The organism is Afipia sp. OHSU_II-C1, assembly GCF_000497575.1.
Classification (GTDB): domain Bacteria; phylum Pseudomonadota; class Alphaproteobacteria; order Rhizobiales; family Xanthobacteraceae; genus Afipia.
In genome coordinates this window covers 26,226-50,581 of the sequence record NZ_APJI01000017.1, presented here as the reverse complement: position 1 = coordinate 50,581, position 24,356 = coordinate 26,226, and the positions used below count along the sequence as shown (strand labels likewise).

Below are 24,356 nucleotides of genomic sequence, written 5' to 3'. Positions count from 1 at the left end.
GGAGCGCCGCAAGGCGATGCGCTTCCGGACCTCACATCGCCTCGCACGCGATGCCGGAAGCGAAACGAACACAAGGTGCGCCTCGCGACGCTCCATGCCCCTCGTTGTCCGGGGCAACTAACAGATCAACTCGCGATCAATCGCGAGAGCAATCATGCGTGGCTGTTTGATATTTGAATCGGAAAATTGAAGTGGCGCACGCTGTCGCATCACACCCAATCATCGTCCCCGCGAAGGCGGGGACCCATAACCACCGAACATCCTGATGATGGCGAGAAGATTGCTCCGGCATCTCCCTCAAATCGAGAACTCAGGGAGTATGGGTCCCCGCCTTCGCGGGGACGACCAGTTGAGAGATTGCGTGGATGCCTCAACGCCACTCGCCACAAGCGGGCGAGGTAAGCCGCCCTACCGCTGCCGTGCGCGGGCGTCGGCGGGACTTCGGACCGGGGTTGGAGCCGGAGGCGGCGGAGCCGGTGCAACGTCCTTCTGCCCCGCGCCGAACAGCACGCGGGTCGGGTTGCGGTCGAAATTGTTCACCGCGCGGCTGATGTCGGCCAGCGTGCGGCGGCCGTCGATGATCAGACCGGCGGAGCGCTTGTCGAGATTATCGGCCAGTTCGCGGAACGATTTGGCGGCGGCCTGCAACTCGCCCTTCTCGCCCATCAGACCGTCAACGCCGGCCATGATGCTGTCGATGCGCGCCGAATTGGCGGCAAGGCTCTTCGAGAACACCTCGATGTTGGTCATGCTGCTGTGCAGGGTTTCCTGGTTTTCAAGAACCAGCCTGTTGACGTTCTGCAGCACGCCGCGCACCGCTTCGCCGATGTCCTGGATCGCATTGGGATCGGCCGTCAGCGTCGGCACGCCGTCCTCGGCGACCGGCACGCCGCCCGCCTCGATCGAGCCGCCCTTGAGCGACACCGACGAGACGCCGGTGAGGCCGGCGAATTCGAGACCGACCAGCGAGTCCTTACGGATCGGCGCGTTCTTGTCGACGTTGGCGATCACGACCACGCGCTTGGGATCGTCGAGCTTGATCGAGGTGACTTCACCGATCTTGATGCCGTTGAAGTTGACGTTGCCGCCGGTGCGCAGGCCGGAGGCCGCGCCCTCGAACACGATGCGCAGCGGAACGCGCTGGGCTGCCGCGCCGAGGTTCTGAAACCAGAACACGAAGCCAAAGGCCGCGGCCACCACCGCAAGCGTGAACGCCCCGATCAGGACGTAATTTGCCTTTGTTTCCATCAACTTAACTCCAAATACGCAATACGTACTTACGCGACGACAGCACGGGCGCGCTTGCCATGAAAATAGGCCCGCAGCCAAGGATGCTGCGAGGCCAGCATGTCGTCCATTGTGCCTACCAAGAGAACCTTACGATCCCCCAACACTGCAATCCGGTTGCAGGCCGTTTTAAGGCTGTCGAGATCATGGGTTACCATAAAAACGGTCAGTCCCAAAGTGCGCTGCAGCGTCATCACAAGCTGATCGAAATCGCCGGCGCTGATCGGATCGAGACCGGAGGTCGGCTCGTCGAGGAACACAATCTCGGGGTCGAGCGCCAGCGCGCGGGCGAGCGCCACGCGCTTGATCATGCCGCCGGACAGTTCCGACGGGAACCGGTCGGCGACTTCAGGCTTGAGGCCGACCATGGCGAGCTTGGCGATGGCGATTTCATCGAGCAGCCGCTCGGACACGTTCATGAACTCGCGCACCGGAAACTGGATGTTCTGCCGCACGTTCAGCGACGAGAACAGCGCGCCATGCTGGAACAGCACACCCCAGCGGCGCTCGACCGCGCGGCGCTGATCCTCGCTGGCCTTGCCCATGTCGACACCGAACACTTCGATATTGCCGGCCAGCTTGGGGATCAGGCCGATGATCGTGCGGGTCAGTACCGATTTGCCCGCGCCCGACGCGCCGACAAAGCCGAGGATTTCGCCGCGCCGGACATCGAGGTCGAGATGATCGAGAATGAGGTTCTCGTTCAGCTTCACCGTGAGGTCACGCACCCTGATGATGTGATCGTCGAAGTTCTCCGCCATCAACCGGTCCTAAATATTGATCGTCGCGAAGAAGATTGCGAACAGGCCATCCATGACGATGACGAAGAAAATCGATTTCACCACCGAGGCCGTGGTGTGCTGGCCGAGCGACTCCGCACTGCCCTTCACCGCGGCGCCCTCGACACAGGCGACGATGCCGATCACCAGCGCCATGAACGGCGCCTTCACCATGCCCACCGTGAAATGGTTGATCGAAATGGCTTCCTTCAGCCGCGACAAAAACGCATCCGGCTGCACGCCGCCGTAACCCCAGGCGACAAGTCCGCCGCCATACAGCGCCGCCATTGCGCCAAGGAATGCGAGAATGGGCATGGCGATGATCAGCGCGACGATGCGCGGCAGGATCAGCACCTCGGTCGGGTCAAAGCCCATGGTGCGCAGCGCATCGACTTCCTCGCGCATCCGCATCGAGCCGAGTTCTGCGGTGTAGGCGCTGCCCGAACGGCCGGCGACCATGATCGCCACAAGCAGCACGCCGAGTTCACGCAGCACCAGCACGCCAAGCATGTCGACCACGAACACATCGGCGCCGAACTTGCGGAAGTGGAAGATGCCCTGCTGGGCGATGATGCAGCCAATCAGGAAGGTGATCAGGACAACGATCGGGACCGCGCGCCAGCACACCTGTTCGAGGTGGTGGATCATCGAGGTGAAGCGGAAGCTGGTCGGATGCCGGATCACCCGGAACAGCGCATTGAGGATCGCCCCCAGCATGCCGATCAGGCCGACCAGCGTGCCGCCGACCTCGACCACGCTGCGGCCGACGCCTTCCAGCATGCCGACGATGGTTTGCCGGCGGCGCTGGTGCACAACGCCGGTTTTGACCTGACGCACCTCGTTCACAAGGCTGGCGTAGTTGTCGGACAGGCCGGCCACTCTGGGTTCGACACCACCGTGCGTGAGGCTGCGGCGCATCCGCTCGATCAGCCAGGCCCCGAAAGTATCCAGGCTGGAGACTTCCGACACATCGATGACGATATTGGCGGAGCCGCCATTCCGCTTCTCGGTGTCCTCGACGATCTTTTCGAGATCGGGGGCGTAATGGACGGTCCATTGGCCGGCCGCGCGCAGTGCAAGGCCTGCGCCGACGGTCACCTGCTCCAATGTCGGATTGCCGTTCAAGCCCAACTCCTGCGCCGATTCCGTGCCCGGCTGACGACGCAACCTATCACGATGCCAAGAAACTGTACGGGGATGTGACTAAGAGCCATAATTGCCATATTCAGGCAAGCCCATCCTCACGAAAATCGATTTCACAAATGATGCCATCGCTGACACTCGCCGCCCGGATCGAGCGCTGGCCCATTGCCGGTGGCTTCACCATCAGCCGCGGCGCCAAGACAGAAGCCGTTGTGATTGTGGCCGAGGTAAGTCGCCAAAGCCGTGACGGTAAGGCCATTGTCGGGCGCGGCGAGTGTGTTCCCTATGCCCGTTATGGCGAAACGCCGGAGGGAACGCTCGCAGCCATCCAGACCATGCAGGACGCGCTCGGCGGCGGGCTGGATCGGCAGATGCTGCAGGCGCAGATGCGGGCAGGCGCCGCCCGCAACGCGCTCGACTGCGCCCTGTGGGACCTTGAGGCCAGGGTGGCGGAAAAGCGCATCTGGGACCTTCTCGGCCGTCCCGCGCCGCGCCCGCTGACCACGGCCTATACGATCTCGCTGGGCTCGCCGGAAACCATGGCGGAAGCCACCGCGAAGGCGGCCCATCGCCCGCTGCTCAAGATCAAGCTCGGGGGCGACGGCGACGAGGCCCGGATCGCCGCTGTTCGCAAGGCTGCACCTGAAGCCGAATTGATCGTCGATGCCAACGAAGCCTGGACCGACGGTAACCTGGCACGGCATCTGGCCGCCTGCGCTGATGCCGGGGTGACCATGATCGAGCAACCCCTGCCCGCAGGAAATGATCAGGCGCTGGCCAGGATCAAGCGGCCCGTCTCCGTCTGCGCCGATGAAAGCGTGCACGACCGCGCGTCGCTGGAGGGCCTGAGGGAGCGCTACGACGCCATCAACATCAAGCTCGACAAGACCGGCGGCCTGACCGAGGCGCTGGCCATGGCCGAAGCCGCAAAGGCGTTGGGATTCGACCTGATGGTCGGCTGCATGGTCGCGACGTCGCTGGCGATGGCCCCTGCGCTGATGATCGCGCAGGGCGCACGCGTGGTCGATCTCGACGGACCATTGCTGCTGGCGAGGGACCGCGACAACGGTCTGCGCTATGACGGCAGCACGGTCTATCCGCCCGGTGCCGAACTCTGGGGTTAGTCCGTCATCGCGTGGTGCGCATCGAGCCGCTGGCGTGCGGCGACCATAATGAGCCCACCGGCGAACGCCATCACGGCCATGGCGTAATAGACGCCCTCGCCGACCCGCGCATAGATCAAACCGGACAGCATCATGGTCAGGCTGGTCACGGCCCCCTGCGAGGCGACCATATAGCCCTGCGCGCTTGCGAGCATGTGATGCGGCACGTTGCGAACCATCAAGGCGACGGTGCCGACCTGCGTGATCCCGAAGGTCAGCCCATGCATCACCTGCATCGCCGTGAGCAACTCGATCCGCGGCTCCTGCGCGGTGATAGCCCAGCGCACCACCGCGCTGACGGCACCGATCAGGACCATGACCGTTGGCGATAACGCGAGACGCGGCGAAATCGCGAACACCACGATCTCAGCGACCACCCCGAGCGACCACAGCGCCGCGATGGCGAATCCGCCAAATCCGGCATTCTGCCAGGTGATCGAGGAAAACGCGTAATAGGCGGCGTGGCTGCCCTGGATCAGCGCCGAGGCACCAATGATGGCGAGGAACAGCGGCTTCCGTAAAAGGCCGCTCGCTCGCCCCTGCGGTGCGGTACCGGCCGGCGGCGCATCCAGCGGGACAATGCCGAGACCAACAACGGCACTGAGAACCGCAACCGCAACGATGATCCAGATCAGATTCTGCGGATCGATCACTTTGAACAGAACGCCCGCAATCATCGCGAACACCACGAATGACGCAGACCCCCACAACCGCATCTGCGCGTAGTCGAGCCCGTGACGTGTGACGCCCTTCAGCGCGTAACCGTCCGTCAGCGGACTGAGCGGCGTCCAGAGGCAGGCGATCACGACATACACGATCAGGATGGTGAGCGGATCGCGAAGCAGCCCCAGCACGGCGAAGCCAACGGCCGTGATGAACGCGAGCGCGATCATGGTGCCGCGCAGGATCTGGCGACGCTCGGCCGTCGCCGTGACGAACGGCAAGACGGTGAAACGAGAGAGCGACGGCGCGGCAGTGATGAATCCGATCCAGGACACATCGACGCCGATCGCCTTCAGCCAGACCGGGAAGAACGGCAGGTGGACGCCGATGATGCCGAAAGTCGAGGCATAAAACAGGCTGATCCGCATGGCAAATCGGCGGGCGATGGATTGCCCGGCCGGGTGCTTTTGTGATTCGCTGGTGAGCAAGGGAATTGCGATTCGCTGCGGTTCGTGGTGATCGTTATCTAGCGCGTGTTCGGTGTATCTGGACATCGCTTTTGCGTGTGGATCGCGTCATCGCGTTTCTGTTCTACAGGTTTCTGTCTCACGGGTTTTCATGGCCAACGAAGCCTTCGCCCTGTCGCCGATCTCAGCCCGCGCCGCGTCTCCGACGGACGCGGACTTCGAGGCTATCCGCGAGGCGTTTCTGGAGACCGCGCGGGGCCGCTGGTTTCTCGACGAATACACGCGGCGCAACCGAAACGCCGACACCGCGATGGTGCTTGAGGCCGTCGCCCGCATCGAAAGCTCGCTTGCCGCCCAGAAAGAGGAACAGCGGCAGCAGGCCATTGTCGAAACCCCGCTGATCGAAACCCCGCCGGTCGAGCCGCCTTCAAGCGAGTTGCCTGAGGCCATGGCCGCAGTCAAAGCCATCGTGGCCGCCGCTCGCGAGAGCGTTTCCGCTGCCCTGTCGGGCGCGGCGTTCGAGGAATCGCTGGCACCGTCGCGGAAGTGCGCGCGGGTGATCCGCGAGATCGCCTGGGGGCTGCGCGAGTCCGGCGCGGACGGGCGGATCTGCTTTCTGCTGGAGTCGCAGGTCGATGCGATCAACACTGCCTGCGATCACGTTGCCGCGGGCGGCATTCGGGACGGCGTGTTGCAAGCCTTCGATCAGGCTGTGCGCGAGATGGAGGCCATTGCCCCCTCCACTATCGAGCCGCAGAGCGAGGCTGAATCCGGTGCGGCACTCCACGTCGCCGATACGGCCCCTATCGAGGCCTCCGATGAGGTGCAGATTGCCGCTGCCGATGAGGAATTGTTCGACGTAGCGGCCGTGTCTGAGGCTTCGTCTCCGGAGATGGCGACAGAAGCGGTGCAGCTGGTGGAAGAAAGCCTGCCGGTAGAACTGGTAAGTCCGGCGGAGGAGGCTTCCGAGCCGACGATGGCCATACAGTTGGAAATCCTGCCGGAAGCGCCCGAGCCGACTCCGGAGATTGTGCCCGAGAGCGCGATGACCGCCCCGGCATCGCTTGGTGAGAGCCTGATCGCCAGCGGGATTATCGCCAGGCCCGCGACGCCGCGCAGCGATCCGCTGGCGCCGATCCGGCGGATGAGCCAGGCCGAAAGAATCGCGTTCTTCAGCTAAAGGCGAAGTTGTGACGGTCTTTGCCGCAAAAGGCAGGCAAAGGGCCGAATTGTGACGCCTATTGAATCAACTTCGCGTAGAGATCCGCATCGACATTGCCGCCGGACAGGACGATGGCAACGGTCTTGCCTTTGGCGTTGAGGTATCCCGCAAGAAGCGCCGCCAGCGCGACCGCGCCGCCCGGCTCGACAACGAGTTTCAGTTCGCGAAAGGCAAATCCAACGGCCTTCGCGACTTCGTCATCCGTCACCGTCACGCCCTGCGCGCCGAGCTTCTGATTGACGGCGAAAGTGATCTCGCCGGGAATGGAAGCCATCAGCGCGTCGCAGATGGTGCGGCCCACAGCGCGGTGCGGCTCGCGATGCCCGGCCGCGAACGAACGCGCGTGATCGTCAAAGCCATGAGGTTCGACAGTGACCAGCCCCGCATCGGGAAACTTCGCTTTGGTTGCCAGCGCAATACCGGCCATCAGGCCGCCGCCGGAGGCCGGAGCCGAGACGATGTCCGGCGCGACACCAAGCGCCGACAAATCCTCCGCAATCTCGCGGCCCACGGTGCCCTGCCCCGCGATCACCCACGGATCGTCATAAGGGGGAACGACAGTCGCGCCGCGCTTGCTCGCGAGATCGCGAGCGATGGCATCGCGGTCTTCCTTGTCGCGGTCATAGGGAATGACCTCAGCGCCGTAGCTCTTAGTCCGCTCGATCTTGGACACTGGAGCATCGGACGGCATCACGATCGCTGCCGGCATGCCGAGAATCTGCGCCGCAGCCGCGACGCCCTGAGCATGATTGCCGGATGAGAACGCAACGACACCGGCTTTGCGCGCGGCCTCAGGAATGGAGGACAATTTGTTGAAGGCGCCGCGAAACTTGAAAGATCCCGTTCGCTGCAACACCTCCGGCTTCAGGAAGATGCGTCCGCCGGTCAGTGCATCGAGCGCGGGCGACGAGATGAGGCGGGTTCGGACGGCGACGGGCGCGAGAACGCGCGCGGCGGCTTCGACATCTGCATTGGTGGGGAGAGCAAGTTCGGTCATGGCGCATGTATAGCGCGCTGATGCATATGGGCAAGATCGTCGGCGCTCGACCGTCTGAACTACATTATTTGTCTCGATGCAGCACCGGACGCGGTCGGCCCCCTCTCCCGTGGGGAGAGGGTTGGGGTGAGGGCGTAGAATCTATCGAGAGAGCGTACCCCCTCACCCGGATCGCTCAAGCGATCCGACCTCTCCCCATGGGAGAGGTGAAGAGGAACGTGCGTCTCGCTCCCGATCAACACAGAAGAATCAGACACGAAGAATCGCGGCACCTCGCGATCAGGCGGTTGGCACGGATTCCGATGTCAGCCGGAGCCGGCGGGCGAGACGGCGGCGCCAGCGGCGCTTGACCTGGGGCGGACGCTCACGCGTCACGTTATCGATGAAGGCCTGGGCGCATGCGCCCCAGCTTCGGGACGCGGCGAACTCCCGGCAGGCTTCGCGAGGGATCTCCAGCGCAGCCAGGCACGCCGCGCGCAGGTCGTTGTTCAGCACACCGACCGGCGCGTCGCCGATCACATCGAGCGGGCCGGACACCGGCAGCGCCGCAACAGGCACACCGCTGGCGAGCGCTTCGAGCAGGACCAGACCGAAGGTGTCGGTCTTGCTCGGAAACACGAACACATCAGCGGCGGAATAGGTCTCGGCAAGCGCTTCACCCTGCATCGTGCCGAGGAACACCGCGTCAGGGTATTTGCGCTCAAGCTCGGCCTTGGCGGGACCGTCGCCGACCACGACCTTGGTGCCGGGCAGATCGAGATCCAGAAACGCTTCGAGATTTTTCTCGACCGCGACGCGGCCCACCGACAGGAAGATCGGACGCGGCAGGGCGAGATCGAAATCGCGTGGCCGGAACAGCTCGGCATCGACACCACGCGACCACAGCACGACGTTACGGAAGCCGCGCCCGCGCAATTCTTCCGCAAGCGCGGGCGTCGCCGCCATCACCGCATCGCTGGTGCCGTGGAAATAGCGCAGCGCTGCCCAGACCCATGATTCCGGGATCGGAAAACGTGCCGAGACATATTCGGGAAAGCGGGTGTGAAAGCTGGTGGTGAACGGCACCCTGTTCTTCTGGCAATAACGCCGCACCAATATCCCGATCGGTCCTTCGGTCGCGATATGAATGTAGTCGGGCTGCGCCTCTTCGATAATTCGCGCGATCTTGCCCGGCCGCGGCAGTGCCAGATGAATATCGGCGTAACTCGGCAGCGAGATCGTGCGGAATGATTGCGGCGTGAGAAACTCAACATCGACGCCCATCGACGACGCCGCTTCCGCCATCTTGGTAAGCGTCCGCACCACGCCGTTCACTTGCGGGTGCCACGCGTCGGTCGCGATCAGGATACGCATCAAGCGGCCTGTGCCGTCACACGAGGTGCGGACTGCGGCCGGCGCACCGGGTCGGTCCAGGTCAGAATTTCGAAACGGCCATCGTCGTGCTCGACCAGCGCCGTGCAGCTCTCAACCCAGTCACCGCAGTTCATGTAGCGGATGCCGTTTTCATCGCGGATGGTCGCATAATGAATGTGCCCGCAGATCACGCCGTCCGCGCCGTGACGCTTGGCTTCGCCCGCCAGCGTCTGTTCGAACGCGCCGATATAGTTCACGGCGTTCTTCACCTTCAGCTTGGCCCATTGCGACAGCGACCAGTAAGGCCGGCCGAACAGCTTGCGGAACGCATTGACCAGACGGTTCATCTGAATCGCAAAATCGTACGCACGGTCACCGAGATGCGCGAGCCAGCGCGCGTTCTGCACGACAAGATCAAAGATATCGCCGTGAATGACGAGATACTTCTTGCCGTCTGCGCCTTCATGAATCGCGGTCTCGACAACCTCGACGCCGCCGAAATGCGTGCCGTAATACGAGCGCAAGAACTCGTCGTGATTGCCTGGAATGTAAATCACCTTGGCGCCCTTGCGGACCCTGCGCAGCATCTTCTGCACGAAGTCGTTGTGGGACTGCGGCCAGTGCCAGTTCGACTTCAGCGCCCAGCCGTCGATGATGTCGCCGACGAGATAGATGGTATCGGCGTCGTGGCAGCGGAGAAAGTCGAGAAGGCGGTCGGCTTGCGAGCCGCGGGCTCCGAGATGGACGTCGGAGATAAACAAAGTGCGAAAGAGCCGTTCTGGACTACTGTCGCTCATAGCCTGTCTTTCCATGGGCGAGCGCTTATCAGAATCGCATGACAGTCCGATGACGGACTAGGCAGCCTGCGAGCTGACAGTTCGCTCGAAACAAACAAGTGTGTAGATGCCGAACGGCGCAACTTTGCGCCGCTCGACGAGGGTCGTGCCTGCGTTTGATTGCGCCCATGCCTGAAGGCGCGCGAACGGAAATTCAGGCCGCAGGCCGAGCGCACGGGTCTTCTGCGCTGCCCAGCGCTCGACAGCCGCCGCGACGCCGACTTCCGAATAGAGGTGGTTAACGAGGATGATGCGGCCGCCCGGCTTCACCACGCGGTGGCATTCGGACAGCACCTGCTCGGGATTGGCGACCAGCGTAATCACGAACTGCGCCACGACGCAGTCGAACGTGGCGTCGTCAAATGTCATGTGATGGGCGTCCATCTGGTGGACTGCCTTGACGAACGGATACTTGCCGCTCGCCATCTTCGCGCGTGCCTTCTCCAGCATCGGCGCGCTCATATCGATGCCGGTGATCTCGGTGCTGCTGTCGTAGTCGTCGAACGACAGGCCGGTGCCGACGCCGACTTCCAGGATCTTCCCGCCGATGGATCGAGCAGCGGCAGCCGCCGCGCGCCGGCCCTTCACCATGACCGGACCGCAGACCGCATCGTAGATCGGCGCCCAGCGGGCGTAGGCGGTTTCAACAATGGATTTGTCGAGATCGGTCGAGCTCATCTTGGTTCCAATAAGCGGTCTGAGGAATCAGATTTTGTTTCGCTTATTGGCGATTAGCAGCGGAGTACGACAAACAGGCGACAAACGCGTCAGGTTGTCGCGTGCTCTGAGCCGTTCGCAACCTCATCTCCGGGCGCGATGTGCTCCCTCTCCCCCGTGGGGAGAGGGTTGGGGTGAGGGGGTTCGGTAAATCGAGAGATTCTACGCCCTCACCGCCCGTCTTCGCTCGCTGCGCGAGCTTCGCCGGACGACCTCTCCCCACGGGAGAGGTGAAGGGAGCCACTCTCAAGCTTCGCGATCAATCGAACGCATGAAAGTGGTGGATCGGCCCGTGACCATGCCCGACGTCAAGCCGGTCCGCTGCGGCGATCGCCGCGCTGATGTAAGCCTTGGCTTCGCGGACGGCGGTTTCGAGATCCTTGCCCTTCGCCAATCCCGCCGCGATGGCCGACGACAGCGAGCAACCGGTGCCGTGGGTGTTGGTGGTGGCAATGCGCGGCGCGGCCAGCCGGATGACGGTGTTCGCATCGATCAAATAATCCGTGCTCTCGGGTCCGCTTCCATGGCCGCCCTTGATCAGAACGGCAGGACATCCCATCGCCAGCAGCCGCCTGCCCTGACGTTCGATGTCGGATTCATTCGCGGCCACGGCCTCACCAAAAAGCGCGGCAGCCTCCGGCAGGTTCGGCGTAATCAGGCTCGCACGCGGAAACAGCTTGGCCCGCAACGCATCGACCGCATCGGGCGACAGCAGGCGATCGCCCGATGTCGCGACCATGACCGGATCGACGACAACGTGCTTTGGCTTCCAGCGGTCGAGGCCGGCCACGATGGCCTCGATCGCTTCCCGCCGCGCGACCATTCCGATCTTGACGGCCTTGACGTCGAGATCGCTGAACACGGCATCGATCTGCGCGGTGATGAAATCCGCCGGCACGTCATGGATGCCGGTGACGCCCTTTGTGTTCTGTGCGGTGAGCGCTGTAATCGCGGACGCGCCATAAACGCCGCACGCCGCAAATGTCTTGAGGTCGGCCTGAATCCCGGCGCCGCCGCTCGAATCCGAACCGGCAATGGTGAGCGCAATCGGTATGCTCATGGACTTCTCGTCGTTCCGCCAGGCTTTCCGTAGCCTACGTCAGGGCTCTAGATCATTTTAACTGGGGAGAGAAGCATTGTAACGCAGGCGATGTGTTCCCTCTCCCCTCGGGGGAGAGGGTTGGGGGGAGAGGGAAGCAAGAAGAAACGTCCGGCAACCCGCCTTGCCACAGGGAGCGGATTTGGTTCTATTGCGGCTTCCGAAGACGTCAAATTGCCCTGCCGGAGACACAGCGATGGTGCCCTTCTTTGTCCAGATCAAATGCAAGCTGGGCCAGTCCTATACGGTCGCGAATGCGATTGCCGAGGCCGAGATCGCGTCGGAAATCTACTCGACTGCGGGCGACTACGATCTGCTGGTCAAGTTCTACGTCGACAGCGGGACCGACATCGGCCATTTCGTGAACGAGAAGCTGCAGGTCATCCCCGGCATCCAGGACACCTACACCATCATCACGTTCAAGGCGTTCGGAACGTAAGAGCCGCCTTTTCAGGCCGCCTTGGCCGTGTCTGACACCGGCGCGTCAGGATCTTCCTCGCCGTCGGCGATGGTCGCGATGGCCGCGACCGGCGTATCGCGCAGCCGTTTCAGCCCGAGATAGCGTTCGCGCAGGATGACGAAAATCCCGGCGCTGGCGACGACGATCGCGCCGATCACGACATAGAGCGTCGGTACTTCACCGAAAAACCAATAACCGAGCAGGAACGCCCACAACATCGCTGTGTAATCGAACGGCGCGAGAAACGACGCCGGTGCGAACCGATAACTGTCCGTGAAGAAAATCTGGCCAAGCCCGCCCGCGATACCGATCCCCGCGAGGATCGCAACATCCTGCCACGTCGAAGGCATGCGCCAGCCGAACGGCGCGGTCAGCAGCGACACCAGCAGAACCAGCAGCGTCATGAAGATCACGATGGACGACGTCGTCTCGGTCGCGGTCAAGCGACGGATCTGGATCGACGCCCCGCCTGCGGTGAATGCGTTGGTCAGCGCGAACAGAATTCCAACCATCATCGACGCCGTCAGCGCGGCGTGATCGCGGAAGTAAGGCATCAGCATCAGGATCACGCCGCAGAAACCGAAGGCGACGGCGGACCAGCGATAGGCGTGAACCTTTTCCTTCAGGAACACCGCCGCGAAAACCACGGTGATGAGCGGTGACGCGAACGCGATGGCGGTAAAGTCGGCAATCGGAATCCGGGCCAGCGCGGCGAAGGTGGCAAACGTCCCGACCACGCTGAAGACGCCGCGCAGAAGATGATCGGACGGCCGCTCGGTCCGAAGCGCACCCTTGAGCTGTCCGCGCCAGCCGAAGACGACCAGGATCGGGATCAGCGCGAACACTGAACGGAAGAACGCGACCTGACCTTCCGGATAGGCCCCGGCCAGATAACGGACCTGGGCGCCCATCACCGCGAACATCAATGTGCTGGCGACCTTGAACGAAACGGCTTTGACGATATTCATGGAAAAAGTCGAGAATCCTGCGGCAATTCCGGGCCGACAAAGCACGGGGTGGCGATCCGGGAAACCCCGCTCCCAACATGGCTTTTGGCCGGGGTATGCAGGGCTCTTCGGCCCGGACTGACCCCGCCTCAGGTCTTCTTCTTGGGCCGCACCGGGCCGTCCACGGCCGGCAAGGACTTGAGGTACGTCGCCATCGCCGCAAGATCCTCATCGCTCAACTGCGATGTGTTCTTGATCACGCGCGCCATCGAGCCGCCTGCGGTGTCGCCGTCGGGCAATTCGCCGGTCTTGAGGAACCAGGCGAGTTCCTTCTCGGTCCAGCTCTTGAGGCCCTTCTGGGTAATGTTCGGCACCCAGCCCTCGCCTTCGGGATTCGGGCCTCCGGCGAAGCGCTGCGAGGACACAATGCCGCCGAGGAAATTGCGAGGGCTGTGGCACTCGGCGCAGTGACCCAGTCCGTTGACCAGATAAGCGCCGCGATTCCACGCCGCTGACTGCTTCGGGTCAGGCGTGAACGGCTTGTCATCCATGAACAGGAATTTCCATCCGCCGATGAGGCGGCGGACGTTGAACGGAAAATTCACATCGTGCGGACGCGGGCGCCCGGAGAGTGGCGGCAAGGTTTTGATATAGGCAAACAGATCACGAATGTCGTTGTCCGTTGCATGCACATAAGAGCCGTAGGGAAACGACGGGAAGTAATGCGTTCCCGCTGGCGACGTCCCGTGCTTTACGGCAGTGACGAAATTCGCCTCGCTCCAGTTGCCGATCCCGTTCTGCTTGTGCGGCGAAATGTTCGGCGCATAGAAAGTGCCGAACGAAGATGGGATGGCAAGTCCGCCGCCGAGCATGGTGCGCGGCTCGCCCGCGACCGCATGACACGACGCACAGCCTCCGGCGTTGAAGACGGCCTGTCCATTGGCGACGTTGGGCGAATAGGCCGGCAGCGCCTCGGCTGAGACCACTGCGGGAACGGTGACAAGCCAGAACACTGCCAGGCCAGCGGCGAGCGCGACAATCGCCAGCAGGAAAAATTTCCGAAACATATGAACCCCTCAAGGGAATCGGCAGGAACTAAACGGCCTCAGCCAGTGTTCAGTCAGTATTGGAAAGCCAAAAACTAGGGGAGAAAACCATGAACCGCAAAACAATTGCGCGCGGGTTTCTTGTTATCGGCGCTTGCGTCGCACTTGGCGCACCCGCCTTCGCCGAGAAAATCAGCATGAAGGCCAATCTGACCAGTGCCGCCGAGGTGCCGCCCAACACCAGCCCGGGCAAAGGCACGGCGGACGTGACCTACGATACCTCAAGCAAGATGCTGACCTGGAAGACGACCTATTCCGGCCTCACCGGGCCCGCCACCATGGCGCATTTTCATGGCCCCGCCGAAGCCGGCAAGAACGCTCCCGTCATGATCCCGTTCAAGGACGCCGCAAGCGGAGCCGAAGGCAGCGCGACCCTGACCGATGCGCAGGCCGCTGATCTGATGGCTGGAAAGCTGTACATCAACGTCCACACCGCGGCGAATCCAGGCGGCGAAATTCGCGGGCAGGTCACGAAGTAGTTTCGCAGCCGAGATTCTACCGGATAACAAAAGGGGCGGATCGCTTGAATGCGACCGCCCCGTGTTCATTTACCTGAACTGGATGAAATCAAGCCGTCACTTCAGCTTGACCCGGTAGGTTTCGTGACAATCGTTGCACCGGTCGTTGATGGTGGTGTACGCCGCCTTCAGACTGTCCGCATCCTTGATCTTGCCCTTGGCGTCCGCAATGGCCTTGGCAACGGGAGGAATTTTCGAGTCGAAATCCGCCTTGTTCTGCCAGATTTTTTGCGACGATCCATAGTCCGCACCGAAAACATCTTCTTTCGGATTGACCGCAAAAACATTCGCAATCTTTCCAACATTCTCTTCGAGCTGAACCAGTGCGGCATCGATAGCCGCCTGATCGTACGCGGACTGACCTCTCACCGTGCGGCCGAGCACCCCATACATCGGTCTCGCCAGTGTCTTCATCAGCTTATCCTGCTGCTCGGCGATGTCTTGCTGGGCGGAGACAGCCGTCACGCCGAGCAAGATCGCGGCGGCCACAAGAACGGAACGCATCATCAGGATATTTCCTTCCCTCGGTTTCAAAATGGTTCTTTCCGCAACACATGGCAGAATCCAACATTCCCGCCGCGAACTGACAAGCCCAACAATTTTTTATGCTGCGGGGAATTTCTACAATCGGTGCTCGCGGCGGCTTTTGGCGATCGCCATCCAAACCCGCTCCGCGGTTGCCGGCATGTCGATATGGTCGATGCCATACTCACGGTAGAGACCGTCGATAATCGCATTCACCACCGCAGGACAGGAGCCGATCGCGCCTGCCTCACCCGCGCCCTTGACGCCAAGCGGATTGGTTTTGCACGGAACGTTGTGGGTTTCGAACTTGATCGACGGGCCGTCGGCGGCGCGCGGCAGCGCGTAATCCATGAATGTGCCGGTCACAAGCTGGCCATCGGCGGCATCATAAACCGCAGCCTCCATCAGCGCCTGCCCGATGCCCTGCATGGTGCCGCCATGCACCTGGCCTGCAAGCAGAAGCGGATTCAGTGTCACCCCGAAATCGTCGACGATGACGTAGTTCACCACATGGATCACGCCGGTCGCCGGATCGATTTCGACCTCGGCGATGTGTGTACCGTTGGGATAGGTGCCGTCGGCGCTGCTGAAGGTGGCGCTGGCGTTGAGCTTGGACGGATCGGCGCGTTTGGCCAGATCGGCAAAGGCAACGGTCCGGTCGGTACCGACAATGCGGATCGCGCCGTCGCTGAATTCAAGATCGCCGACGCCGGTTTCCAGCGCTTCTGCGGCGATCTCCTTCAGGTTCGCACCGAGCGTACGGGTCGCCCGCTCCACACTGACGCCGCCGGACGGAATCGAGCTTGAGCCGCCAGTGCCCAAACCGGTCGGAATCTCGTCGGTGTCGCCCTGATGAATATGGACGCGCGCCGGTGCAATACCGAACTGCTGCGCGACGATTTGCGCATACGCGGTCTGATGCCCCTGCCCGCTCGACTGGGTGCCGATCAGAATCGTGACGTCACCGTTGGGATCGAGCCGGACCTGCGCCGTTTCTTCGCCCATGGTGCCGCAGACTTCGACATAGGTGCCCATGCCGATGCCGCGCACCAGGCCCTGTTTCTTCGCGGCCTTGGCGCGCTTGGGGAACTCTTTCCATTCGGCGATGTCCATCGCACGTTTCATGTGCGCGGCGAAATCACCCGAATCGTAAACCTTGCCGGTGGCGGTCGTATAAGGCATCGCACGCGGCGAAATGAAATTCTTGCGGCGGATCGCATCGGGCGTCATGCCGAGCTTGCGCGCCGCCGCATCGACGAGGCGCTCGATCACATAGGCCGCTTCGGGGCGTCCAGCGCCGCGATAAGCATCCACCGGCACGGTATTGGTGAACACGGTGCGGACGCGGCAGTAAAACGCCTGAACGTCATAGAGACCCGGCAGCATTCCCGCGCCGCCATGCGGAATGTACGGCCCGAACGTCGAGAGATAGGCACCCATGTCGCCCATCAGATCGACATCCATGCCAAGGAATTTGCCGTCCTCCGCCAGCGCCATGCGCGCTGTGGTGACGTTGTCGCGTCCCTGCGCATCGCCCACAAAGTGGTCGGCGCGCTCCGCCGTCCATTTCACTGTCTTTTTCAGCTTGCGGGCTGCGACAGCGGCCAACGCATATTCGCGATAGGGAAACAGCTTTGTGCCGAAACCCCCGCCGACATCCGGGCAGATCACCCGCATCTTCTCGACGGGGATGTTGAGGACATTCTGGCAGAGAATATCGCGCAGGCGGTGGCTGCCCTGGCTGCCGATGGTCAGCGTCAGATGATCGCGTCTGGCGTCGTACTCGCAAACCACCGCACGGGTTTCCATGTAGTTGGTAATGATGCGCGGATTGACGATGGAGACCTCCGCCACAGCGTGCGCCTTGGCGAAGGCGGCCTCGGCTGATTTCTTGTCGCCGATGGATGTATCGAACAGAATGTTGCCGGCATGATCGGGCCAGACCTGCGGCGCATCCTTCTTCACCGCATTGACCAGACCGATGGCGGCTGGAAGCGCCGTCCATTCGACCTCAATCGCCTCAATGGCGTCGCGCGCCTGCTCCACAGTCTCCGCGACCACGAAAGCGACGGCATCGCCGACATGGCGCACCACGTCGCGCGCGAGGATCGGGTACGGAGGACCTGTGAAAGGCTCGTCGGGCAGATTGAACAGACAGGGAAGACCGCCGAGATCCTTGATGTCGTCTGCGGTGAGAATTGCCCCAACGCCGGGGAGCCCTCTGGCACGCGACACATCGATCTTGAATTTTGCGTGGGCGTGCGGAGACCGCAGCACCAGGGCATGCATCGCCGCCGCCGGCGTATAGTCGTCCGTATAACGGCCCTTGCCGCGAATGAGCGCGTCGTCTTCCTTGCGCAGGACGCTCTGCCCGACACCGAATTTTACGGGAGCCATGCTATCTCCGGCTGCGATCTGAAACGTTTCTAACGTCCATCATGCAGCGGAATGGAAGGAAGCGCAAATGGCTTACCCGCGAATCAGCGCTGTCAGCCATCGCTTTCCGAACAGCAGCAACACGCTGCTGCCGTAAACAATGACGCCGACCACGATCAAAATTCCGAGAGCAGTTTCATCGCGCAGCGATGTCATCCCCGCCAATGCTGTCGCCGCCCAACGGGACGTGAGCCATAGCGCCGCAGCCAACACCGCGCCCGCTGTCGCGAACTTCGCCAAGGACACAAGAAAAGCCCGATCGAACACAAAGAACCCGCGGCGTGTCGCAAAAAGAAGCACAAGCAGGAGATTGACCCATGCACCAACAGCGGTCGCCAGCGCGAGCCCGATTTGCGCCAGCGACCCGACCAGCGCGAGTTTCAGCCCGACATTGACGGCCACGCCGGTCAGCGCAGCCTTGACTGGTGTCGCGGTGTCCTTGCGGGCATAGAAAGTGGCGACGGCGCTCCTGATCAGAACAAACGGAATGAGCCCCACGGCGTAAGCCGCGAGCGTCGCCCCCGCAGCAACCGCATCGGCTTTCGAGAACGCGCCCCGCGCAAACATGGCGCGCATGATGACATCCGGCACGACAAGAAAGGCGGCGACGAAGGGGACTGAAAAAAGCAGCGTGAAATCGAACGCGCGCCGCTGCGAAGCAATCGCGCCCTCATCATCGCCGGCGGTAATTCGCCGTGACATTTCCGGCAGCAGCACCGTGCCGATGGCGATGCCGATCACCCCGATCGGCAACTGGTTGAGACGGTCTGCATAATACAATGCCGATAGCGCACCAGCGGCGAGGAAGGTCGCGATGATGGTATCGGCGAACAGCGCGACCTGCGTCCCCATCGAACCCAATGTTGCCGGCCCCAGTGCCCGGAAAAATCCGCGCACATTTTCATCGAGCTTCAGCGAGGTGAACTTGGGAAGAATACCGTGAACCTTGGCGTCGCCAGCAAGGAGAGCGTATTGCAGGAATCCTGAAATCAGCACGCCCCAGGCCGCCGCATGTCCGGCGGTGGGAAAGAACGCGGCCAGCGCCAGCGTCGCCATCATAGACAGGTTGAGGAATATTGGCGCCGCGGCGGCGCTGGCAAAGCGATGCATCACGTTGAGCATGCCGCCGTAGAGCGTCACCAGCGTAATGAGCAGCAGGTAAGGAAACGTGATCCGTGTCAGCTCAATGGCGAGATGGCGCTGCGCGGGATCGTCGGTGAAGCCGGGCGCGAGAATTGACATCGCCTGCGGCATGAAGACCAGCGCAAGGATCAGCAGCACGACCTGCGATACGAACAGCAGGGTGAAGATACGATCGCCGAACAGTTTTGCGGCAGCCTCCCCGCGCTCGCCGTGGACATGCGCATAGGCCGGCACGAAGGCGGCATTGAACGCCCCCTCCGCAAAAATTGCCCGGAAATGGTTGGGAAGCCGCAGCGCCACGAAGAAAGCATCGGCCAGAGGGCCGGCGCCGAGGATCGCCGCAAGCATGATGTCGCGCGCGAACCCGGTAACCCGCGAAAGAAGGGTATAGCCGCCGACGGTGAAAATGCGTCCGAGCATCCGCTAGTCCTACCGCATGATGTCCCGTTCGCGAACCGGTGAAGTTCTGACCTGCCCCGTCATGGCCGGATTTATTCCGGCCATCCACGTCTTTTTTGGGATGCCCAAGCGCGGGCACATTTTCAATGCTCGTTATGCCCGGGCCTGTCCCGGGCATCCACGTCTTTTCGAAAGGAGAAAAGAAGAAAGGCGTGGATGGCCGGAATAAATCCGGCCATGACGACTGAGGGATCGAGCGTACCGCCTTAAGCTAGCGCGTCGCGCACAGCCTTGATCACGCGATCCTGCGCGGCCTGATCGAGATAGGCGTGCATCGGCAGGCTGATAACATCCGAGGACAGTTTTTCGCTGACCGGCAACCCGCCTTCCACAGTCGGATAGTGCTTGTAGGCCGTCTGCTGGTGCATGGACTTCGGATAGTAGATCGCGGTCGGAATGCCCTGCGCCTTGAGAGCGTCCGCAAATGCCTCGCGACCACCATTCGGCAGCCGAATGGTGTACTGCGCCCAGGTTGACACATTGCCGTCGGCCACGCGCGGAGCTGTCACGATGTTATGCAGCGCATCGAAATAGCGGCTCGCCACCTTGTTACGGGCCGCGATCTCGTCGTCGAAAATCTTCAGCTTCTCGATCAGGATCGCGGCCTGCATGGTGTCCAGCCGCGCGGTCAGACCGAGACGGACGTTGTCGTATTTCTCGGTGCCCTGCCCGTGAACCCTGATGCTGCGCAGGCGCTCGGCAAGATCGGCGTCGTTCGTGAAGATCGCGCCGCCGTCGCCGAAACATCCGAGGGGCTTGGCCGGAAAGAAGCTGGTCGCCGTCGCCAGACCGAACGTACCGAGACGCCTGCCCTTGTAGGTGGCGCCAAAGGACTGCGCGGCGTCGTCCAGCACGAACAGGCCTTCGCTTTTTGCAACCTCGATGATCGCATCGTGATCCGCGCTCTGGCCGAACAGATCGACCGGCACGATCGCTTTTGGTTTCAAGCCGAGCTTGCGCGCAGTGGCAATGCCCTTCTTCAGGGACGTGATGTCCATGTTGAACGAGACTTCATTCACATCGACGAACACCGGCGTCGCACCGGTCAGCGCGACCACTTCGCCGGTCGCGCAGAAGGTGAACGACGGACAGATCACCGCGTCGCCGGGACCGATGCCCTGCGCCATCAGCACCATCAGCAATGCGTCCGTGCCGCTGGCGCAGGCGACCACATGCTTTGCGCCGCAGAACGCCGCCAGATCGGCCTCAAGCTGGGTGACTTCGGGACCGTTGATGAACTGGCAATGCGTCAGCACGCGCGCAACGGCGTCATCGATCTTCGTGCCGAGACGCCGGCGCTGAGCGCCAATGTCGATGAATGCCACGGGTTCTGATCGCAAATGCTGGTTCATGCGTGCCGTATCCATTTCGAAAGATGAGATGCCGTCAGCTTGCGACGGCGCGCGGCCCCTTGCGCAGCGGTGCGGCGATGGAGCCCGCCGGAGCATCGAGACACTTGATCGCAATCTCGAGGCTGGCGACGCCTTCATCGCCCGTCACGGCAGGTGCGTTGCCGGTCCGCACGGCATCGAGGAAGGCAACCAGTTCAGCGCGCAAAGGTTCGTCGTGTCCGACCGACAGATGCCGCATCGAGTAGCTGCCGTCGCGCTGGAAACCGAAACATTCGGTCACCTGCCGCGTCAGCAGATCGCCCTGAACGTACTTGCCACGCGTCGCCACGGTGACGCTGCGCGCCTTGAACGGCGTCAGCCAGTTGGTGTTGATATGGGCAAGCACGCCGGACGCAGTACGGAACTGAAGCAGCGCGATATCCTCGCGCTCGGCGACGGCGCTCGCCAGCTGCGGCTGGACATCGACGATGTCGGATTCAGTGAACCAGCGGATGAGGTCGATGTCGTGAACGGCAAGATCGATCACCACGCCGACATTCGACATGCGCGGCGGAAACGGCCCGACGCGGGTGATCGCAATCGAAAGGATCTCTTCGTCCTTGATCGCCTGCTTGATCGCGGCGACAGCCGGATTGAACCGCTCGACATGGCCGACCATCAGTGTCACTCCGGCATTGCGTGCGGCGGTGACGATCTCGTGCCCTTCCTCGACCGACGACGCGATCGGCTTCTCGACGAGGACGTGAATTTTTCGCGCGATGCAGGCAAGAGCGACATCGCGATGAAGGTGTGTCGGCGCGGCGATGGTCACGGCATCGGGGCCGGCATCGAGCATCTCTTCCAGAGTCGCGAACGTCGGACAGCCGACAATCTCCAGCGCGCGCGTGCGGTGCGCCTGAAGCGGATCGACAATACCGACAAGTTCGACACCGGGCAGACCGGCCAGCACGCGGGCGTGATTGGTGCCCATGACCCCCGCGCCAACGACACCGACGCGCAAAACTCGTTCGTTGCCAGCCGTATTCTTTGTCGACACCGTCGAGCTCATCATCTGATTCCTTGAAACCGGGCACGAGTCGCTGCCCGCTCGCCGCAGATGTCCTAGCATGTCGTCACATGTGTGGCGAACGGAGCGGCCTGGATTCCCTACACGTTTTGATTCAAAGAATTACATCGACCCTCGATATAACCCATTGAAAAATTGGAATCTTTCCAGATCGACGCAACGTCAGGAGCGCCGATAATCGTCCTCGATGCGGATGATGTCGTCCTCGCCCAGATAACTGCCGGTCTGGACCTCGATCAGTTCCAGAGGAATCTTGCCGGGATTCTCCATCCGGTGGACCGCGCCGATCGGGATGTAGATGGACTCATTCTCGTGAACCATCTTTTGCAGCTCGTTGACCGTCACGAGCGCCGTTCCGCGCACAACGATCCAGTGTTCGGACCGGTGATGATGCTTTTGCAGCGAGAGCCGGCCGCCTGCCTTCACAACAATCCGCTTCACCTGATGGCGTTCGCCGATATCGAGCGACTGATATGACCCCCACGGCCGATGCACCTTGATGTGGTCTTCGGTCACCTGCGGAGCCACAGTTCGCAGCTTGCCCACCAGCCGCTTCAAACCATTGGGATCGTTCTGGCGGGACACCAGAATGGCGTCCTGCGTCGCCACGACGACAAGATCGTCGACGCCCTCCAGCGCGACCAGCGCCTTGTCGGTGGAGACATTGCAGTTGCGCGAGTCTTCGAACACAGTCAGGCCCTGCGCGACGTTGCCGTGTTCGTCCTTGTCCGAAAGCTCCCACACCGCGTGCCAGGAGCCGACATCGGACCAGCCGCAATCAACCGGCACAACGGCAGCCTGGGTGGTTTTTTCCATGACCGCATAATCGATCGAGATCGGGGTCGCCTTTCCGAACGACTCAAGCGGGAGAGTCACGAAATCGAGATCGCGTCCGGCATTGGCCACCGCGTCGACCAGCGTACTGACACTGTCGGAATCGACGCCGCGATACTCATCCAGCAGCATCTGGGCGCGGAACATGAAGTTACCGCAGTTCCACAGATAACCTTCGGCAACATAGCCCGTGGCGGTTGCAGGGTCCGGCTTCTCGACGAACTTCGAGACTTTGCGGACATCACCGGAGATGACCTCTCCAGGCCGGATATAACCGTATTCCGTCGCAGGCCGCTCCGGCAAAACGCCAAACGTGACGATACGTCCAGCATTCGCAGCGCCGAGCGCCTTCCGGCAAGCTTCGACGAAAGCGGGAACGTTCCGCACCACATGGTCCGCGGCCAGCGCCAGCACGACAGCATCCGGGTCCCGGGTCAGGGCGAAAGCTGCACCGGTGGCGATCGCGGGACCGGAATCACGCCGTGCCGGCTCGAGGAGGATGTCCGCCTCTAGCCCGATTTCGCTGAGCTGTTCGAGCACCATGAAGCGATAGGCCGCATTCGTAATAACGATGGGCCGCGCGAACAGCGCTGGATCGCTCACACGCAGCATCGTCTCCTGAAAGGTCGAGTTCGAACCGAACAGCCGAAGAAATTGCTTTGGGCGCCCTTCGCGCGAAGCAGGCCACAACCGAGTGCCTGCACCGCCGCACATAATCAGTGGAATAATTCGCTCGCTCATGCGTCCTCAAACTGTTTCAGAGGCCTATAGCCGATGATAGTCGCGATACCACGCCGAGAACCGCGCGATACCGTCTTCGATTGTCGTAGACGGGCGGAAGCCGACCTCGCGCATCAAGTCATCGACATCGGCGTAAGTGGCAGGCACGTCACCCGGCTGCATAGGCAGCATTTCCTTGGTCGCGGTGCGCCCGAACTCCTTCTCGAGAAGTTCGACGACCTTGAGCAATTCCTCAGGATGATTGTTTCCGACATTGAACACCCGCCAGGGAGCCGCGCTGGTCCCGGGATCGGGAGCCGCGTCCGGCGCCTTGGTCTGCCCTGTCGGCGCATGATCGATCAGCCGCACGATGGCTTCGGTTACGTCGTCTACGTATGTGAAGTCACGCCGCATGTTGCCGTGATTGAACAGCTTGATCGGCTGGCCTTCAAGAATGGCCTTGGCGAACAGGAACATCGCCATATCGGGACGGCCCCATGGCCCATACACCGTGAAGAACCGCAGGCCGGTTGAGGGAATGCGATAAAGATGGCTGTACGCATGCGCCATCAGCTCGTTCGCCTTCTTCGAAGCCGCGTAGAGACTGATGGGATGATCGACGCTGTCGTGCACGGAGAACGGCAGCTTGGTATTGGCTCCGTACACCGAAGACGACGATGCATACAGCAGGTGACGGCATGCGTTGTGCCGGCAACCTTCCAGGATGTTCGTGAAGCCCTGAAGATTTGCATCGACATAGGCGTGCGGATTTTCCAGCGAGTACCGGACACCTGCCTGCGCGGCGAGGTGGATCACGACGGGAAAGCGATGCGCGCTGAACAGGTCCGCCACCCCGGCCCTGTCGGCAAGGTCGAGTTTGACGAAACTGAAGGCCGGATCGTTTTTCAGCACGTCGAGACGCGCTTCCTTCAGCTTCGGGTCGTAGTAGCTGTTGATGTTGTCCAGACCGATGACACGGCGGCCAGCCTGCAAGAGTTTCTGCGTGACATGGAAGCCGATAAAACCCGCGGCCCCCGTAACAAGTACTGTCTCGTCCGACATTC

General features: G+C 62.1%; 22 protein-coding genes. 4 read left to right on the top strand and 18 right to left on the bottom strand.

Features of this window, described 5'->3' with window-relative positions; all coding sequences use genetic code 11:
- Positions 1-408 precede the first annotated feature (408 nt).
- The 3 genes from I554_RS0120030 to I554_RS0120020 are packed head-to-tail and all read right to left on the bottom strand — an operon-like array spanning position 409 to position 3,191.
- The gene (locus I554_RS0120030; protein ID WP_024577798.1) at positions 409-1,248 is read right to left on the bottom strand and encodes an MlaD family protein; all 840 of its coding nucleotides are present in this window, start codon (positions 1,246-1,248) and stop codon (positions 409-411) included.
- Between the two features lie 29 nt (positions 1,249-1,277).
- Positions 1,278-2,048 (bottom strand): ABC transporter ATP-binding protein, encoded by a 771-nt coding sequence (locus I554_RS0120025; protein WP_024577797.1) that lies wholly within the window; start codon positions 2,046-2,048, stop codon positions 1,278-1,280.
- 9 nt (positions 2,049-2,057) lie between these two features.
- On the bottom strand, positions 2,058-3,191 hold the full coding sequence (locus tag I554_RS0120020; protein ID WP_024577796.1) for an MlaE family lipid ABC transporter permease subunit: 1,134 nt from the start codon (positions 3,189-3,191) through the stop codon (positions 2,058-2,060).
- Between the two features lie 137 nt (positions 3,192-3,328).
- On the opposite strand from I554_RS0120020, the gene dgcA reads away from it, so the two are divergent.
- The gene (gene dgcA, locus I554_RS0120015; protein ID WP_029659838.1) at positions 3,329-4,333 is read left to right on the top strand and encodes an N-acetyl-D-Glu racemase DgcA; all 1,005 of its coding nucleotides are present in this window, start codon (positions 3,329-3,331) and stop codon (positions 4,331-4,333) included.
- Here dgcA and I554_RS0120010 read toward each other — a convergent pair.
- Positions 4,330-5,463 carry an MFS transporter gene (locus tag I554_RS0120010; RefSeq protein WP_051358701.1) on the bottom strand — a complete coding sequence of 378 codons (1,134 nt, stop codon included), beginning with the start codon at positions 5,461-5,463 and terminating at the stop codon, positions 4,330-4,332. The two genes, dgcA and I554_RS0120010, sit on opposite strands and share 4 nt — an antisense overlap.
- A 190-nt stretch (positions 5,464-5,653) precedes the next feature.
- Between I554_RS0120010 and I554_RS0120005 the strand changes: the two genes are divergently transcribed.
- Entirely contained in the window at positions 5,654-6,682 is a 1,029-nt protein-coding gene (locus I554_RS0120005; RefSeq protein WP_024577793.1) for a hypothetical protein, read from the top strand.
- A 58-nt stretch (positions 6,683-6,740) separates the two neighbouring features.
- Here the strand turns inward: I554_RS0120005 and I554_RS0120000 are convergent, their stop codons facing one another.
- From I554_RS0120000 to thiD, 5 genes are all read right to left on the bottom strand, one after another.
- The gene (locus I554_RS0120000) at positions 6,741-7,721 is read right to left on the bottom strand and encodes a threonine/serine dehydratase (RefSeq protein ID WP_024577792.1); all 981 of its coding nucleotides are present in this window, start codon (positions 7,719-7,721) and stop codon (positions 6,741-6,743) included.
- Positions 7,722-8,000: 279 nt separating this feature from the next.
- Positions 8,001-9,074 (bottom strand): glycosyltransferase family 1 protein, encoded by a 1,074-nt coding sequence (locus I554_RS0119995; protein WP_024577791.1) that lies wholly within the window; start codon positions 9,072-9,074, stop codon positions 8,001-8,003.
- Positions 9,074-9,886, bottom strand: coding sequence for a UDP-2,3-diacylglucosamine diphosphatase (locus I554_RS0119990; protein WP_024577790.1), 813 nt, complete (start codon positions 9,884-9,886; stop codon positions 9,074-9,076). Before I554_RS0119990 ends, I554_RS0119995 begins: the two co-directional genes overlap by 1 nt.
- Positions 9,887-9,928: 42 nt before the next feature.
- Positions 9,929-10,588, bottom strand: coding sequence for a class I SAM-dependent methyltransferase (locus I554_RS0119985; RefSeq protein WP_024577789.1), 660 nt, complete (start codon positions 10,586-10,588; stop codon positions 9,929-9,931).
- Between the two features lie 298 nt (positions 10,589-10,886).
- Positions 10,887-11,687 carry a bifunctional hydroxymethylpyrimidine kinase/phosphomethylpyrimidine kinase gene (thiD, locus tag I554_RS0119980; RefSeq protein ID WP_024577788.1) on the bottom strand — a complete coding sequence of 267 codons (801 nt, stop codon included), beginning with the start codon at positions 11,685-11,687 and terminating at the stop codon, positions 10,887-10,889.
- 235 nt (positions 11,688-11,922) lie between these two features.
- Here thiD and I554_RS0119975 point away from each other — a divergent pair, with 235 nt between their 5' ends.
- Positions 11,923-12,165 carry an Lrp/AsnC family transcriptional regulator gene (locus tag I554_RS0119975; protein WP_006021479.1) on the top strand — a complete coding sequence of 81 codons (243 nt, stop codon included), beginning with the start codon at positions 11,923-11,925 and terminating at the stop codon, positions 12,163-12,165.
- Positions 12,166-12,176: 11 nt separating this feature from the next.
- On the opposite strand, the gene I554_RS0119970 is transcribed toward I554_RS0119975, so the two are convergent.
- Both I554_RS0119970 and I554_RS0119965 read right to left on the bottom strand, forming a co-directional pair.
- The gene (locus I554_RS0119970; RefSeq protein ID WP_024577787.1) at positions 12,177-13,154 is read right to left on the bottom strand and encodes a DMT family transporter; all 978 of its coding nucleotides are present in this window, start codon (positions 13,152-13,154) and stop codon (positions 12,177-12,179) included.
- Positions 13,155-13,282: 128 nt separating this feature from the next.
- Positions 13,283-14,200, bottom strand: a complete 918-nt coding sequence (locus I554_RS0119965) for a c-type cytochrome (protein WP_024577786.1) — start codon at positions 14,198-14,200, stop codon at positions 13,283-13,285.
- Between the two features lie 89 nt (positions 14,201-14,289).
- On the opposite strand from I554_RS0119965, the gene I554_RS0119960 reads away from it, so the two are divergent.
- Positions 14,290-14,718, top strand: a complete 429-nt coding sequence (locus tag I554_RS0119960) for a CHRD domain-containing protein (RefSeq protein WP_024577785.1) — start codon at positions 14,290-14,292, stop codon at positions 14,716-14,718.
- Positions 14,719-14,814: 96 nt separating this feature from the next.
- Here I554_RS0119960 and I554_RS0119955 read toward each other — a convergent pair whose 3' ends face one another.
- The 7 genes from I554_RS0119955 to I554_RS0119925 all read right to left on the bottom strand — a co-directional run bounded on the left by I554_RS0119955 (position 14,815) and on the right by I554_RS0119925 (position 24,354).
- Positions 14,815-15,264 (bottom strand): cytochrome c, encoded by a 450-nt coding sequence (locus tag I554_RS0119955; RefSeq protein ID WP_024577784.1) that lies wholly within the window; start codon positions 15,262-15,264, stop codon positions 14,815-14,817.
- A gap of 114 nt (positions 15,265-15,378) precedes the next feature.
- Entirely contained in the window at positions 15,379-17,679 is a 2,301-nt protein-coding gene (locus tag I554_RS0119950; RefSeq protein ID WP_024577783.1) for a xanthine dehydrogenase family protein molybdopterin-binding subunit, read from the bottom strand.
- Between the two features lie 72 nt (positions 17,680-17,751).
- Positions 17,752-19,281, bottom strand: a complete 1,530-nt coding sequence (murJ, locus tag I554_RS0119945; protein WP_024577782.1) for a murein biosynthesis integral membrane protein MurJ — start codon at positions 19,279-19,281, stop codon at positions 17,752-17,754.
- A 245-nt stretch (positions 19,282-19,526) separates the two neighbouring features.
- Complete coding sequence (locus I554_RS0119940) at positions 19,527-20,672, bottom strand: DegT/DnrJ/EryC1/StrS family aminotransferase (RefSeq protein ID WP_024578037.1); 1,146 nt, start codon at positions 20,670-20,672, stop codon at positions 19,527-19,529.
- A gap of 34 nt (positions 20,673-20,706) precedes the next feature.
- Positions 20,707-21,720, bottom strand: a complete 1,014-nt coding sequence (locus I554_RS0119935) for a Gfo/Idh/MocA family oxidoreductase (protein ID WP_024578038.1) — start codon at positions 21,718-21,720, stop codon at positions 20,707-20,709.
- 180 nt (positions 21,721-21,900) lie between these two features.
- Complete coding sequence (locus I554_RS0119930) at positions 21,901-23,313, bottom strand: mannose-1-phosphate guanylyltransferase/mannose-6-phosphate isomerase (RefSeq protein WP_024578039.1); 1,413 nt, start codon at positions 23,311-23,313, stop codon at positions 21,901-21,903.
- Positions 23,314-23,337: 24 nt separating this feature from the next.
- The gene (locus I554_RS0119925) at positions 23,338-24,354 is read right to left on the bottom strand and encodes an NAD-dependent epimerase (protein WP_024578040.1); all 1,017 of its coding nucleotides are present in this window, start codon (positions 24,352-24,354) and stop codon (positions 23,338-23,340) included.
- Positions 24,355-24,356 lie beyond the last annotated feature (2 nt).